The organism is Shigella sonnei, assembly GCF_002950395.1.
GTDB lineage: Bacteria > Pseudomonadota > Gammaproteobacteria > Enterobacterales > Enterobacteriaceae > ECMA0423.
Genome location: NZ_CP026802.1, coordinates 3,910,150 through 3,924,615, shown reverse-complemented (window position 1 = coordinate 3,924,615; position 14,466 = coordinate 3,910,150). Strand labels below are relative to the sequence as shown.

Sequence of the window (14,466 nt, the reverse complement as noted above, 5' to 3'; positions counted from 1 at the left end):
CGTCAGGCTTCCTCTTGTAACAATAGCGCGTTGAGTTCTTCCAGTACGCGCTGGGGAGTAATGTCGATTAAGCTCTGGTGATAACCCTCCGCAGCGTCACCTTTACGCACTTTGTGATAGCCGGTAATCAGGCGGATCACGCGCGCTTTATGGGATAGCGGCGGTGTGAAGTCCGGGCTACTCGGACCATACAGGGCAACCAGCGGACGATTGAGCGCCGCCGCAACGTGCATCAGGCCAGAATCGTTAGTGACAATGGCTTTACAGGCTGCAATCAGGATAACCGCTTGATCAAGCTGTGTTTCCCCCGCCAGGTTCCGACACCATGCCTGCTGCTCGGTATTCAAAGCGGCAAGAATCTCATTGCCCGCTTCATGATCTTTCGCCGAGCCAAACAGAACCACCTGATAACCTTCATCAATCAGCTGCTTTGCCAGTTCCGCATAGTGGTAGTGTGGCCAGCGTTTTGCCGGACCAAACTCCGCACCCGGGCAAAAACCAATCATCGGACGTTCTGATGAAAGCGAAAATTGATTACAGGTATATGATTTTTCACCTTCGCTCACCTGCAATTGCGGCCATAACAACGGTTTTGGTAGATCTTGTGCGGTACGCATCACGCCTTTGTCATAGGCCAGCGCGACATAGCGTTCCACCATTAGCGGCCAGGCTTCTTTATCGAGCACGCGTAAATCGTTGAGTAAACCGTAGCGCATCTCGCCGCGCCAGCCGGTGCGATGAGGAATACCCGCGAAGAAAGGCACTAATGCAGATTTGAAGGAGTTGGGTAAGACGTAGGCGCGGTCGTAGCGCTTTTCACGCAGGCTATGACCCAGTTTGCGGCGTTCGCCGATTTCCAGCGCTCCGTGACCGAGAGGCATAGGAATAGCTTCGTTAACTTCCGGCATCCGCGATAATAATGGACGGCACCATGCCGGTGCCATCACATCGATTATCGCCTGGGGATAGCGCGCCTGGAGCGTGCGATAGAGACTTTGCGACATCATCATGTCGCCAACCCAAGACGGGCCGATCACCAGTATTTTCATGCAGAGCTCTTATGCGTCGCGATTCAGCCAGGCCATGTATTCCGTTACACCTTCAGCAACGGTTTTGAACGGTTTGTCGTAACCCGCCGCGCGCAGATTTGTCAGATCTGCCTGAGTGAACGCCTGGTAGCGGCCTTTCAGCTTATCCGGGAACGGAATGTATTCGATCTGGCCTTTCTTGTGATAAGCCAGCGTAGCATCAGCTACAGCCTGGAAGGATTCCGCACGACCAGTACCGAGGTTGAAGATGCCGGAAACGCCATTTTCCAGGAACCACAGATTCACATCAGCCACGTCGCCCACATAGACGAAGTCGCGTTTGAAGTTCTCGCTACCTTCAAACAGCTTCGGTGATTCACCGTTGTTAAGCTGGGTGTTGAGATGGAAAGCGACGCTCGCCATGCTGCCTTTATGGCCTTCACGCGGTCCATAAACGTTGAAATAGCGGAAGCCAACAATCTGCGAGTTAGCTTCAGGCAGGATTTGGCGAACATATTCATCAAACAGGAATTTTGAGTAACCGTAGACGTTCAACGGTTTTTCGTACTCGCGGGATTCAATAAAGTCGGAGGTGCGTCCGCCGTAGGTGGCTGCGGAAGAGGCATACAGGAACGGGATTTCGCGCTCCAGACAGTAGTGCAGCAGCTCTTTGGAGTATTGATAGTTGTTATCCATCATATACTTGCCATCCCACTCGGTGGTGGAAGAGCACGCGCCTTCGTGGAAAATCGCTTCGACATCGCCGAACTCTTCGCCAGCCATAATCTGGATCAGGAAGTCTTCCTTATCCATATAGTCCGCGATATCCAGATCCACCAGGTTCACAAACTTGGTGCCGTCTTTCAGGTTGTCCACCACCAGAATATCGGTGATGCCTTTATCATTCAGGGCCTTAACGATGTTGCTGCCGATAAAGCCCGCGCCGCCGGTAACGATGATCATAACTGTAACCTTCGAATTATGGAGTCAGAGACAATCTCAGACACGAATACTTCTATCATATCACTACACGGCGTTGGCTTCAGCCATTCGCCAAAAGTGAGATTGATGGACGTTATTTATCCTGAATTTTGCAGAAGTGTTAACGCGTCATCTCGTCGCGACCTATAAGTTTGGGTAATATGTGCTGGAATTTGCCCTGTCTGGAGAATCGCAATGCGTGGAGAATTTTATCAGCAGTTAACCAACGATCTGGAAACCGCACGGGCGGAAGGGTTGTTTAAAGAAGAGCGCATTATTACGTCTGCGCAGCAAGCAGATATCACTGTGGCTGATGGAAGCCACGTCATTAACTTTTGTGCCAATAACTATCTCGGGCTGGCGAATTATCCGGATCTGATTGCGGCGGCAAAGGCGGGAATGGATTCTCACGGTTTCGGCATGGCTTCGGTGCGTTTTATTTGCGGCACTCAGGACAGCCATAAAGAGCTTGAACAAAAACTGGCGGCATTCCTGGGGATGGAAGATGCGATTCTCTACTCTTCCTGCTTTGATGCTAACGGTGGCCTGTTTGAAACGCTGCTGGGCGCGGAAGACGCCATTATCTCCGACGCACTGAACCACGCGTCTATTATTGATGGTGTGCGTCTGTGTAAAGCTAAACGCTATCGCTATGCCAACAACGATATGCAGGAGCTGGAAGCACGTCTGAAAGAAGCGCGTGAAGCCGGTGCGCGTCATGTGCTGATTGCCACCGATGGTGTGTTCTCGATGGACGGCGTGATTGCCAACCTGAAGGGCGTTTGCGATCTCGCAGATAAATATGATGCCCTGGTGATGGTAGACGACTCCCACGCGGTCGGTTTTGTCGGTGAAAATGGTCGTGGTTCCCATGAATACTGCGATGTGATGGGCCGGGTCGATATTATCACCGGCACGCTCGGTAAAGCGCTGGGCGGGGCTTCTGGTGGTTATACCGCGGCGCGCAAAGAAGTGGTTGAGTGGCTGCGCCAGCGTTCTCGTCCGTACCTGTTTTCCAACTCGCTGGCACCGGCCATTGTTGCCGCATCCATCAAAGTACTGGAGATGGTCGAAGCGGGTAGCGAGCTGCGTGACCGTCTGTGGGCGAACGCGCGTCAGTTCCGTGAGCAAATGTCGGCGGCGGGCTTTACCCTGGCGGGAGCCGATCACGCCATTATTCCGGTCATGCTTGGTGATGCGGTAGTGGCGCAGAAATTTGCCCGTGAGCTGCAAAAAGAGGGCATTTACGTCACCGGTTTCTTCTATCCGGTCGTTCCGAAAGGTCAGGCGCGTATTCGTACCCAGATGTCTGCGGCGCATACCCCTGAGCAAATTACGCGTGCAGTAGAAGCATTCACGCGTATTGGTAAACAACTGGGCGTTATTGCCTGAGGATGTGAGATGAAAGCGTTATCCAAACTGAAAGCGGAAGAGGGCATCTGGATGACCGACGTTCCTGTACCGGAACTCGGGCATAACGATCTGCTGATTAAAATCCGTAAAACAGCCATCTGCGGGACTGACGTTCACATCTATAACTGGGATGAGTGGTCGCAAAAAACCATCCCGGTGCCGATGGTCGTGGGCCATGAATATGTCGGTGAAGTGGTAGGTATTGGTCAGGAAGTGAAGGGCTTCAAGATTGGCGATCGCGTTTCTGGCGAAGGCCATATCACCTGCGGTCACTGTCGCAACTGTCGTGGCGGTCGTACCCATCTGTGCCGCAACACGATCGGCGTCGGCGTTAACCGCCCGGGCTGCTTCGCCGAATATCTGGTGATTCCGGCGTTCAACGCCTTCAAAATTCCCGACAATATCTCCGACGACCTGGCTTCCATTTTTGATCCCTTCGGTAACGCCGTGCATACCGCGCTGTCGTTCGATCTGGTTGGCGAGGATGTGCTGGTCTCTGGTGCAGGCCCGATTGGTATTATGGCAGCGGCGGTGGCGAAACACGTTGGTGCACGCAATGTGGTGATCACTGATGTTAACGAATATCGTCTCGAACTGGCGCGCAAAATGGGTATCACCCGTGCGGTCAACGTCGCTAAAGAAAACCTTAATGATGTGATGGCAGAACTGGGCATGACCGAAGGCTTTGATGTCGGTCTGGAAATGTCCGGTGCGCCGCCAGCGTTTCGTACCATGCTCGACACCATGAACCACGGCGGTCGCATTGCGATGCTGGGTATTCCACCGTCCGATATGTCTATCGACTGGACCAAAGTAATCTTTAAAGGCTTGTTCATTAAAGGTATTTACGGTCGTGAGATGTTTGAAACCTGGTACAAGATGGCGGCGCTGATTCAGTCAGGTCTGGATCTCTCGCCGATCATTACCCATCGTTTCTCTATCGATGATTTCCAGAAGGGCTTTGACGCTATGCGTTCGGGCCAGTCCGGGAAAGTAATTCTGAGCTGGGATTAACACGAACAAGGGCTGGTATTCCAGCCCTTTTGCCTGAGGATAATCCGTTAAATATGTAAAATCCTGTCAGTGTAATAAAGATATCGTAATTGCGCTGATCTCTTATATAGCTGCTCTCATTATCTCTCTACCCTGAAGTGACTCTCTCACCTGTAAAAATAATATCTCACAGGCTTAATAGTTTCTTAATACAAAGCCTGTAAAACGTCAGGATAACTTCAGAGGTCGTCGGTAATTTATGATGAACAGCACCAATAAACTTAGTGTTATTATTCCGTTATATAATGCGGGCGATGATTTCCGCACTTGTATGGAATCTTTAATTACGCAAACCTGGACTGCTCTGGAAATCATTATTATTAACGATGGTTCAACGGATAATTCTGTTGAAATAGCAAAGCATTACGCAGAAAACTATCCGCACGTTCGTTTGTTGCATCAGGCGAATGCTGGCGCATCGGTGGCGCGTAATCGTGGGATTGAAGTGGCAACGGGCAAATATGTCGCTTTTGTCGATGCTGACGATGAAGTCTATCCCACCATGTACGAAACGCTGATGACCATGGCGTTAGAGGACGACCTCGACGTGGCGCAGTGCAACGCTGACTGGTGTTTTCGTGAAACGGGAGAAACCTGGAAATCCATCCCCAGCGATCGCCTTCGCTCAACCGGCGTATTAACCGGCCCGGACTGGCTGCGGATGGGGCTTTCTTCGCGCCGTTGGACTCACGTTGTCTGGATGGGGGTTTATCGCCGCGATGTTATTGTTAAAAATAACATTAAATTTATTGCCGGATTACATCATCAGGATATTGTCTGGACAACAGAATTTATGTTTAATGCGCTGCGTGCGCGATATACCGAGCAATCGTTATATAAATATTATCTGCATAATACGTCAGTGAGTCGGTTGCATAGACAAGGGAACAAAAACCTTAATTATCAACGTCACTATATTAAGATTACTCGTCTGCTAGAGAAATTAAATCGAAATTATGCCGACAAAATTACGATTTATCCGGAATTTCATCAGCAAATAACTTACGAAGCATTGCGTGTTTGCCATGCGGTGCGCAAAGAGCCGGATATTATTACCCGCCAACGGATGATTGCCGAGATATTTACTTCCGGTATGTGGTAATGACTCCAACTTATTGATAGTGTTTTATGTTCAGATAATGCCCGATGACTTTGTCGGTAATGACTCCAACTTATTGATAGTGTTTTATGTTCAGATAATGCCCGATGACTTTGTCATGCAGCTCCACCGATTTTGAGAACGACAGCGACTTCCGTCCCAGCCGTGCCAGGTGCTGCCTCAGATTCAGGTTATGCCGCTCAATTCGCTGCGTATATCGCTTGCTGATTACGTGCAGCTTTCCCTTCAGGCGGGATTCATACAGCGGCCAGCCATCCGTCATCCATATCACCACGTCAAAGGGTGACAGCAGGCTCATAAGACGCCCCAGCGTCGCCATAGTGCGTTCACCGAATACGTGCGCAACAACCGTCTTCCGGAGACTGTCATACGCGTAAAACAGCCAGCGCTGGCGCGATTTAGCCCCGACATAGCCCCACTGTTCGTCCATTTCCGCGCAGACGATGACGTCACTGCCCGGCTGTATGCGCGAGGTTACCGACTGCGGCCTGAGTTTTTTAAGTGACGTAAAATCGTGTTGAGGCCAACGCCCATAATGCGTGCAGTTGCCCGGCATCCAACGCCATTCATGGCCATATCAATGATTTTCTGGTGCGTACCGGGTTGAGAAGCGGTGTAAGTGAACTGCAGTTGCCATGTTTTACGGCAGTGAGAGCAGAGATAGCGCTGATGTCCGGCAGTGCTTTTGCCGTTACGCACCACCCCGTCAGTAGCTGAACAGGAGGGACAGCTGATAGAAACAGAAGCCACTGGAGCACCTCAAAAACACCATCATACACTAAATCAGTAAGTTGGCAGCATCACCCCGGTATGTATAAGCGCCTGATTACCAATGTGCGCAGCGTAAAGGTGGGTTATCAGGCGTTACTGTGGTCTTTCCGCTTATGGCAATGGCGCGACAAAACGCGGTCGCACCATCGCATTACGCGTAGCGCCTTTAATTTACGCTAGCGTTAAGCTTCGCCGCTTCAGGCTGTTTGCCCCAGCCTTGCCACTGATGCTGGAAGTAAACGATCAGCGTGCTCTGGCTGATGCTTTCGCTTAATACTTCAAAGAAGCGATTAGCATAAACAGGTTCTATCGGTTTCTTCGGTTTGCACAGCTTCACGCCACGGAACGGATTACGCGGTGTGTCGGGCACAGTGTTTTTCGGCGGTGTAGACGTATCAACCTGCGGTTCATTCAGCAAGCTGCTGGCTTTCACCAGCGTAATGTCTGGCGGCAGGTTATAAACCATCTGTTGCAACACGCGTACCGTTGAAGGGTGAGGATGCCCAATGGCAATGGTTGATCCGTTGCGACGCGCTAGGTCAATTGCGCGATTGAATTGCACACGGATGTCCGCTTCGTTCTGTGAATCGTCGAGGAACACCTTCCGTTTGATCACCTTCACGCCAGTGCCTTGCGCGGCGCGCATCGCCTGGGTATTACCAATGGTTACGCTGTCGAGGAAGTAAAGATTATAACGCTCCAGCGCCTGCATCACTTTCTGCATACCAAACAGGTTAGAGGTCATCTTGCTGCCCATGTGGTTATTGATCCCCACGGCATAGGGCACGTTATTGACCGCACTACGAATAATGCGCTCAATTTCGTCGCTGCTCATCTCCGGGCGCAGCGTATTTTTCTCCAGCGGCTGTTTACTCAACGGTGCCATCGGGAGATGAATCAACACTTCGTGACCGCTGTTATGCGCTTTGGTCGCCATCTCTCTGGCGTGCGGTGAATCGGGTAATACAGCGACGGAGATAGCGGAAGGCATCGCCAGCACCTGGTTTTCGTTGTTCGGGCGATACCCAAAATCATCAATGACGATGGCAAGTTTGCCAGCAATTACAGGGGAGGAGAGCGCCAACAGAGCGGCAAATGCAAGAACGTTACGACGAAATGGAAACAAAACTTATCTTCCCAACCACGGCTGTGGATTGACGGCCTGACCCTGGCGGCGAATTTCGAAATAGAGTGAAGGTCTGCCCTGACCGCCACTGCTGCCCACCAGTGCAATTGGCTGGCCCGCACGAACCTGCGAACCAACGCTCACCAGCGCGCTTTGATTATAGCCGTAAAGACTCATATCGCCTTTACCGTGCTCAACCACCACCACCAGACCGTAGCCTTGCAGCCAGTCAGCCAGAATCACCCGACCGTCGGCAATTGCTTTAACTTCAGTACCTTCAGAGGCACCGATAACCATTCCTTTCCAGCGTAATTCACCCTGTAGCTGCTCGCCATAGCGATGCAGCGTAGGGCCACGAACTGGCCAGAATGCCTGACCACGCGGCGCACCCAGGCCACCAGTTCGGGACATCAGCGATTTTTCGCTTTCGGTCGGTTTGTAGGTGGTGCCTTTGCGCGTCGCTTCTTTCTGCCTGTCGCGAACTGCCTGAGCCTCACGCGCTTCTCGTTCAGCACGCGCTTTCGCCGCGGCTTCCGCACGGGCAATACTGTTACGCAGACGGGATTCGTTGGCACGCAGTTCACTTAGCTGCTGCTGACCTTGCTGGATGGAAGATTCCAGCCCCGCCAGCGTCTTTTTACGCTCGTTCAGAGCCTGAGTCAGTTTCGCCTGTTGGGCGCGCTGTTCATATAACAGCGTTTGTTGCTCGCTTTGTTTCTCTTCCAGTTCAGCACGCTGCATGGCGACTTCTTCACGCGTTTGCTTCAACTGGGCAATGGTTTCTTGTCGCGCCTGGTTGAGATAGCCGAAATAAGCCTGTAAACGCTGTCCACGCTGGCTTTCTTCACCGCTGAGAATTAGCTGAATACCGGTATGCTCGCCCTGACGGAATGCGGCATCCAGTTGTGCGGCGAGGCTGCGCTCCTGGGCGGCTTTTTGCTGCTCCAGTTTGGCAATCGACGCGTTCATCTCATCAATCTGTTTATTGAGTTGATTGAGCGTGTTTTGCGTTTCGCGCAGCTTACGGGTGGCTTCAGAGATCGCTTCTTCCTGCTTTTTCAATTGTGCGAGCAGGCTTGCGCGTTGTTGTTGCTTTTGGCGTACCGCGCGCTCTTTTGTGGCGATATCGGCCTGAATAGATTTGAGTTGGTCACGCTCATCCGCGTGGGCGGAAAAGGCGCACAACAATACGCCAGCGCTAAGAACGCTGGCGTAGATGATGGGCCTGATTGCAAACCTGCGCGGTTTCACGGCCCGTGTCATGGTATTAATCGCCTTTCCCCTCATGGGGAGGGATTATTCCACGATGAACAGCGGCTTACCAGTCATCTCTTGCGGGATTTCCATACCCATCAGCGACAACATGGTCGGCGCGATGTCAGAAAGTTTGCCGCCTGCAACCGCTTTCACGTTCTTATCACCAACGTAAATCAGCGGAACTGGCAGGTTGGTGTGTGCCGTGTGTGCCTGACCCGTTGCCGGATCGCGCATCTGTTCAGCGTTACCGTGGTCAGCGGTGATCAGCAGTTGTCCACCCACGGACTCAACCGCTTTCGCGACTTCTTCCACGCAGTGATCCAGTGCTTCAACCGCTTTAACCGCCGCTTCCATCACCCCGGTGTGACCTACCATGTCGCCGTTCGGATAGTTACAGATAATGGTGTCGTATTTGCCGCTCTTGATGGCCGCAACCAGTTTTTCGGTCAGCTCTGCGGAGCTCATTTCCGGTTGCAGATCGTAGGTAGCCACTTTCGGTGAGTTGATCAGAATGCGATCTTCGCCTTTGAACGACTCTTCTACGCCACCGTTGAAGAAGAAAGTAACGTGGGCATATTTTTCGGTTTCGGAAATACGCAACTGAGTTTTGTCGTTTTTCGCCATCCACTCGCCGAAGGTGTTAACCAGGGAAGCGGGTGGGTAAGCAACCGCAGTTTTGATGTCAGCGGCGTATTCGGTCAGCATCACGAAATCGACGTTAACCACTTTCTTACGCGCGAAGCCATCGAAATCAGCGTTCACGAATGCACGAGTGATTTCACGCGCGCGGTCAGCACGGAAGTTCATGAAAATCAGCGCATCGCCGTCTTCCATTGCCGCATCTGGCTGACCTTCTGCACGAATAACGGTCGCTTTCACGAACTCGTCGTTTTCGTCGCGAGCATAAGCTGCCTGCAAACCAGCAACGGCAGTATCGGCCTGAAACTCACCCTGCGCCAGAGTCAGCAGGTCATAGGCTTTTTCAACGCGATCCCAACGGTTATCGCGGTCCATCGCGTAGTAACGACCAATGATGGACGCTACGCGGCCTTTACCCAGCGCAGCAAATTTCTCTTCAAATTTTTTCAGCGAGGATTCAGCACTGCGCGGCGGGGTGTCGCGACCGTCAAGGAATGCGTGCAGGTAGATTTTTTCTGCGCCGCGTTCAGCTGCCAGTTCTACCATCGCCATGATGTGATCTTCGTGGCTGTGTACGCCGCCTGCGGAGAGCAGACCCATAATGTGTACTGCTTTACCTGCGTTTTTCGCTTTATCTACCGCGCCAGTCAGCACTGGATTAGCAAAGAAAGCGCGATCTTTGATTTCAACGTCCAGACGAGTCAGGTCCTGATACACGATGCGGCCGGCACCCAGGTTAACGTGGCCTACTTCGGAGTTACCCATCTGACGGTCAGGCAGACCGACTTCCAGACCGGAAGCGTCGATCAGGGTATGCGGACGATTGGCCCACAGTGCATCCATTACCGGGGTTTTAGCACTAAAAATGGCGTTATCCTGCTGTTCTTCACGATAGCCATAGCCATCCAGAATCACCAGTACCATAGGTTTTTTAGAAACCGACATTGCGACAACCTCATACTCAAGAGTCAAAATTTGCGTAATTTTACTACAGCTGAATCGATAAAATAGCCTCTGAAGATCAAAATATACGACCGCTCGCGGCAAGCCGATGCCAGATTTGCGCTTTTTTTTCGTCGTGCCCCGCAAAATTGCATTCCAGTTAACGCGCTGGCTGTATTTGCCGCACCGCGCAGGTATACTCCTTTCCTGGTTTTTTTAATCACTACGTCGGGAGTTGTTACCCCCCATGCAAGAAATTATGCAATTTGTTGGCCGTCATCCCATACTGAGTATCGCCTGGATCGCGTTACTGGTGGCGGTTCTTGTGACTACGTTTAAGAGCCTGACCTCGAAAGTGAAGGTGATTACTCGTGGTGAAGCTACGCGTCTGATCAACAAAGAAGACGCTGTGGTTGTGGATTTACGTCAGCGTGATGACTTCCGTAAAGGCCATATCGCAGGTTCTATCAATCTGTTGCCGAGCGAAATCAAAGCCAACAATGTTGGTGAGCTTGAGAAGCACAAAGACAAACCGGTTATCGTGGTAGACGGTTCTGGCATGCAGTGCCAGGAGCCTGCAAACGCGCTGACGAAAGCTGGTTTTGCGCAAGTATTCGTGCTGAAAGAGGGCGTTGCTGGCTGGGCTGGCGAAAACTTGCCTCTGGTGCGCGGCAAATAATTTACCTGTCGTCTTTCATGATGCAGGCCGTTAGCTGCAATTAGGCCCCAGCGACTTATTGTTATAAGCTTCTGGGGACACTCCATTTTGCAGCCGCCCTGCAACATGAAATTTCAGGGTAAAAAAACAGGAGCTAAATTATGGCCAATGTTGAAATCTATACCAAAGAAACCTGCCCGTATTGCCATCGTGCAAAAGCACTGCTGAGCAGCAAGGGCGTGAGTTTTCAGGAGTTGCCGATCGATGGCAATGCCGCCAAGCGTGAAGAGATGATCAAACGCAGCGGTCGCACCACGGTTCCCCAGATTTTTATTGACGCACAGCACATTGGCGGCTGTGATGACTTGTATGCATTGGATGCACGTGGTGGACTGGATCCCCTGCTGAAATAACGTGTGAACGTTGGCATTACATTGCGCAGTATTTAAGGACAACACTTAAGGGTTTTCTACACATGTCAGAACAAAACAACACTGAAATGACTTTCCAGATCCAACGTATTTATACCAAGGATATCTCTTTCGAAGCGCCGAACGCGCCGCACGTTTTCCAGAAAGATTGGCAACCAGAAGTTAAACTTGATCTGGATACGGCATCTTCCCAACTGGCAGATGACGTATACGAAGTGGTACTGCGTGTTACCGTAACGGCCTCCCTGGGCGAAGAAACCGCGTTCCTGTGTGAAGTTCAGCAGGGCGGTATTTTCTCCATCGCGGGTATCGAAGGCACCCAGATGGCACATTGCCTGGGCGCATACTGCCCGAACATTCTGTTCCCGTATGCTCGTGAGTGCATCACCAGCGTGGTATCCCGCGGTACATTCCCGCAACTGAACCTTGCGCCGATTAACTTCGATGCGCTGTTCATGAACTATTTGCAGCAGCAGGCTGGCGAAGGTACTGAAGAACATCAGGATGCCTGATGAACCAACGTAATGCTTCAATGACTGTGATCGGTGCCGGCTCGTACGGCACCGCTCTTGCCATTACCCTGGCAAGAAATGGCCACGAGGTTGTCCTCTGGGGCCATGACCCTGAACATATCGCAACGCTTGAACGCGACCGCTGTAACGCCGCGTTTCTCCCCGATGTGCCTTTTCCCGATACGCTCCATCTTGAAAGCGATCTCGCCACTGCGCTGGCAGCCAGCCGTAATATTCTCGTCGTCGTACCCAGCCATGTCTTTGGTGAAGTGCTGCGCCAGATTAAACCGCTGATGCGTCCTGATGCGCGTCTGGTGTGGGCGACCAAAGGGCTGGAAGCGGAAACCGGACGTCTGTTACAGGACGTGGCGCGTGAGGCCTTAGGCGATCAAATTCCGCTGGCGGTTATCTCTGGCCCAACGTTTGCGAAAGAACTGGCGGCAGGTTTACCGACGGCTATTTCGTTGGCCTCTACCGACCAGACCTTTGCCGATGATCTCCAACAATTGCTGCACTGTGGCAAAAGTTTCCGCGTTTACAGCAACCCGGATTTCATCGGTGTGCAGCTTGGCGGTGCGGTGAAAAACGTCATTGCCATTGGCGCGGGGATGTCCGACGGTATCGGTTTTGGTGCGAATGCGCGTACGGCACTGATCACCCGTGGGCTGGCTGAAATGTCGCGTCTTGGCGCGGCGCTGGGTGCCGATCCTGCCACCTTTATGGGCATGGCGGGGCTGGGCGATCTGGTGCTTACCTGTACCGACAACCAGTCGCGTAACCGCCGTTTTGGCATGATGCTCGGTCAGGGCATGGATGTACAAAGCGCGCAGGAGAAGATTGGTCAGGTGGTGGAAGGCTACCGCAATACGAAAGAAGTCCGCGAACTGGCGCATCGCTTCGGCGTAGAAATGCCAATAACCGAGGAAATTTATCAAGTATTATATTGCGGAAAAAACGCGCGCGAGGCAGCATTGACGTTATTAGGTCGTGCACGCAAGGACGAGCGCAGCAGCCACTAACCCCAGGGAACCTTTGTTACCGCTATGACCCGGCCCGCGCAGAACGGGCCGGTCATTATCTCATCGTGTGGAGTAAGCAATGTCGTGTGAAGAACTGGAAATTGTCTGGAACAATATTAAAGCCGAAGCCAGAACGCTGGCGGACTGTGAGCCAATGCTGGCCAGTTTTTACCACGCGACGCTACTCAAGCACGAAAACCTTGGTAGTGCACTGAGCTACATGCTGGCGAACAAGCTGTCATCGCCAATTATGCCTGCTATTGCTATCCGTGAAGTGGTGGAAGAAGCCTACGCCGCTGACCCGGAAATGATCGCCTCTGCGGCCTGTGATATTCAGGCGGTGCGTACCCGCGACCCGGCAGTCGATAAATACTCAACCCCGTTGTTATACCTGAAGGGTTTTCATGCCTTGCAGGCCTATCGCATCGGTCACTGGTTGTGGAATCAGGGGCGTCGCGCATTGGCAATCTTTCTGCAAAACCAGGTTTCTGTGACGTTCCAGGTCGATATTCACCCGGCAGCAAAAATTGGCCGTGGCATTATGCTCGACCACGCCACGGGCATCGTTGTGGGTGAAACGGCGGTAATTGAAAACGACGTATCGATTCTGCAATCTGTGACGCTTGGCGGTACGGGTAAATCTGGTGGTGACCGTCACCCGAAAATTCGTGAAGGTGTGATGATTGGCGCGGGCGCGAAAATCCTCGGCAATATTGAAGTTGGTCGCGGCGCGAAGATTGGCGCAGGTTCCGTGGTGCTGCAACCGGTGCCGCCGCATACAACCGCCGCTGGCGTTCCGGCTCGTATTGTCGGTAAACCAGACAGCGATAAGCCATCAATGGATATGGACCAGCATTTCAACGGTATTAACCATACATTTGAGTATGGGGATGGGATCTAATGTCCTGTGATCGTGCCGGATGCGATGTAATCATCTATCCGGCATACAGTAACTAATCTCTCAACAACGCTCCCGGATATCCCAGCTGCCGCCAGGCTTCATACACCACTACCGACACCGCATTGGACAGATTCATGCTGCGGCTGTCCGGCACCATCGGAATGCGAATTTTTTGTTCAGCGGGCAGGGCATCAAGAATGCTCGCTGGCAGGCCGCGTGTTTCCGGGCCGAACATCAGATAATCGCCATCCTGATAGCTTACGGCGCTGTGAGCAGGCGTACCTTTCGTGGTGAGGGCAAACAGGCGCTGGGGATTTTCTGCTTCGAGGAACGCGCGATAGTCATGATGACGCGTAACGGCGGTAAACTCGTGATAGTCCAGCCCCGCGCGGCGCAGGCGCTTATCGTCCCAGGCAAATCCCATCGGTTCGATGATATGCAGACGAAAGCCGGTATTAGCGCAAAGACGGATGATGTTGCCAGTATTTGGCGGAATTTCTGGTTCGTAAAGTACGATGTTTAGCATACTGCCCCCTTAGTGCGGGGGCAGGATAGCAGAAAATTGGTGAACCGTGCGGCCTTTTCCCCTCACCCCGGCCCTCCCCGGAGGGGCGA

At 52.3% G+C, this 14,466-nt stretch carries 15 protein-coding genes and 1 pseudogene; 9 read left to right on the top strand and 7 right to left on the bottom strand.

Annotated elements, in window-relative coordinates; all coding sequences use genetic code 11:
* Window positions 1-2 precede the first annotated feature (2 nt).
* Together rfaF and rfaD are read right to left on the bottom strand one after the other, a co-directional pair.
* A complete protein-coding gene (gene rfaF / locus C1P89_RS20270) occupies window positions 3-1,049 on the bottom strand; it encodes an ADP-heptose--LPS heptosyltransferase RfaF (protein ID WP_000699215.1) in 1,047 nt (348 codons plus the stop codon).
* A 9-nt stretch (window positions 1,050-1,058) separates the two neighbouring features.
* Window positions 1,059-1,991 carry an ADP-glyceromanno-heptose 6-epimerase gene (gene rfaD / locus C1P89_RS20265; RefSeq protein WP_000587750.1) on the bottom strand — a complete coding sequence of 311 codons (933 nt, stop codon included), beginning with the start codon at window positions 1,989-1,991 and terminating at the stop codon, window positions 1,059-1,061.
* Between the two features lie 213 nt (window positions 1,992-2,204).
* On the opposite strand from rfaD, the gene kbl reads away from it, so the two are divergent.
* The 3 genes from kbl to C1P89_RS20250 all read left to right on the top strand — a co-directional run bounded on the left by kbl (window position 2,205) and on the right by C1P89_RS20250 (window position 5,577).
* Window positions 2,205-3,401: a glycine C-acetyltransferase gene (gene kbl, locus C1P89_RS20260; protein WP_001213856.1), complete on the top strand. Its 1,197-nt coding sequence runs from the start codon at window positions 2,205-2,207 to the stop codon at window positions 3,399-3,401.
* Between the two features lie 9 nt (window positions 3,402-3,410).
* Entirely contained in the window at window positions 3,411-4,436 is a 1,026-nt protein-coding gene (gene tdh / locus C1P89_RS20255; RefSeq protein WP_000646014.1) for an L-threonine 3-dehydrogenase, read from the top strand.
* 238 nt (window positions 4,437-4,674) lie between these two features.
* The gene (locus tag C1P89_RS20250) at window positions 4,675-5,577 is read left to right on the top strand and encodes a glycosyltransferase (protein ID WP_000982079.1); all 903 of its coding nucleotides are present in this window, start codon (window positions 4,675-4,677) and stop codon (window positions 5,575-5,577) included.
* A gap of 70 nt (window positions 5,578-5,647) precedes the next feature.
* Here the strand turns inward: C1P89_RS20250 and C1P89_RS20245 are convergent.
* Window positions 5,648-6,345 (bottom strand): IS1-like element IS1A family transposase gene (locus tag C1P89_RS20245; protein ID WP_094096600.1). Its coding sequence is split into 2 segments (ribosomal slippage): window positions 5,648-6,096 and window positions 6,096-6,345, totalling 699 coding nucleotides; the frame shifts between segments, so codons are not numbered across the junction.
* A 57-nt stretch (window positions 6,346-6,402) separates the two neighbouring features.
* Here C1P89_RS20245 and C1P89_RS20240 point away from each other — a divergent pair.
* Window positions 6,403-6,546 (top strand): annotated as a pseudogene (locus tag C1P89_RS20240) (glycosyltransferase); the annotation flags it as partial.
* On the opposite strand, the gene C1P89_RS20235 reads toward C1P89_RS20240, so the two are convergent.
* The 3 genes from C1P89_RS20235 to gpmM are packed head-to-tail and all read right to left on the bottom strand — an operon-like array spanning window position 6,533 to window position 10,333.
* A complete protein-coding gene (locus C1P89_RS20235) occupies window positions 6,533-7,492 on the bottom strand; it encodes a divergent polysaccharide deacetylase family protein (RefSeq protein ID WP_000483836.1) in 960 nt (319 codons plus the stop codon). The pseudogene C1P89_RS20240 and the gene C1P89_RS20235 overlap by 14 nt on opposite strands.
* A gap of 3 nt (window positions 7,493-7,495) precedes the next feature.
* Complete coding sequence (envC, locus tag C1P89_RS20230; RefSeq protein WP_000196272.1) at window positions 7,496-8,755, bottom strand: murein hydrolase activator EnvC; 1,260 nt, start codon at window positions 8,753-8,755, stop codon at window positions 7,496-7,498.
* 33 nt (window positions 8,756-8,788) lie between these two features.
* Window positions 8,789-10,333 (bottom strand): 2,3-bisphosphoglycerate-independent phosphoglycerate mutase, encoded by a 1,545-nt coding sequence (gene gpmM / locus C1P89_RS20225; RefSeq protein ID WP_000116565.1) that lies wholly within the window; start codon window positions 10,331-10,333, stop codon window positions 8,789-8,791.
* A gap of 244 nt (window positions 10,334-10,577) precedes the next feature.
* Here gpmM and C1P89_RS20220 point away from each other — a divergent pair, with 244 nt between their 5' ends.
* From C1P89_RS20220 to cysE, 5 genes are all read left to right on the top strand, one after another.
* On the top strand, window positions 10,578-11,009 hold the full coding sequence (locus tag C1P89_RS20220; protein ID WP_001156181.1) for a rhodanese-like domain-containing protein: 432 nt from the start codon (window positions 10,578-10,580) through the stop codon (window positions 11,007-11,009).
* Window positions 11,010-11,149: 140 nt separating this feature from the next.
* Window positions 11,150-11,401, top strand: coding sequence for a glutaredoxin 3 (gene grxC / locus C1P89_RS20215; RefSeq protein WP_000024392.1), 252 nt, complete (start codon window positions 11,150-11,152; stop codon window positions 11,399-11,401).
* Window positions 11,402-11,463: 62 nt separating this feature from the next.
* Window positions 11,464-11,931 (top strand): protein-export chaperone SecB, encoded by a 468-nt coding sequence (gene secB, locus C1P89_RS20210; RefSeq protein WP_000003379.1) that lies wholly within the window; start codon window positions 11,464-11,466, stop codon window positions 11,929-11,931.
* Window positions 11,931-12,950, top strand: a complete 1,020-nt coding sequence (gene gpsA / locus C1P89_RS20205) for an NAD(P)H-dependent glycerol-3-phosphate dehydrogenase (RefSeq protein WP_001076194.1) — start codon at window positions 11,931-11,933, stop codon at window positions 12,948-12,950. The genes secB and gpsA overlap by 1 nt, the downstream gene beginning before the upstream one ends.
* A 79-nt stretch (window positions 12,951-13,029) precedes the next feature.
* Window positions 13,030-13,851 (top strand): serine O-acetyltransferase, encoded by an 822-nt coding sequence (gene cysE, locus C1P89_RS20200; protein WP_001277561.1) that lies wholly within the window; start codon window positions 13,030-13,032, stop codon window positions 13,849-13,851.
* Window positions 13,852-13,903: 52 nt separating this feature from the next.
* On the opposite strand, the gene trmL is transcribed toward cysE, so the two are convergent.
* Complete coding sequence (gene trmL, locus C1P89_RS20195) at window positions 13,904-14,377, bottom strand: tRNA (uridine(34)/cytosine(34)/5-carboxymethylaminomethyluridine(34)-2'-O)-methyltransferase TrmL (protein WP_000932346.1); 474 nt, start codon at window positions 14,375-14,377, stop codon at window positions 13,904-13,906.
* Window positions 14,378-14,466: the final 89 nt, after the last annotated feature.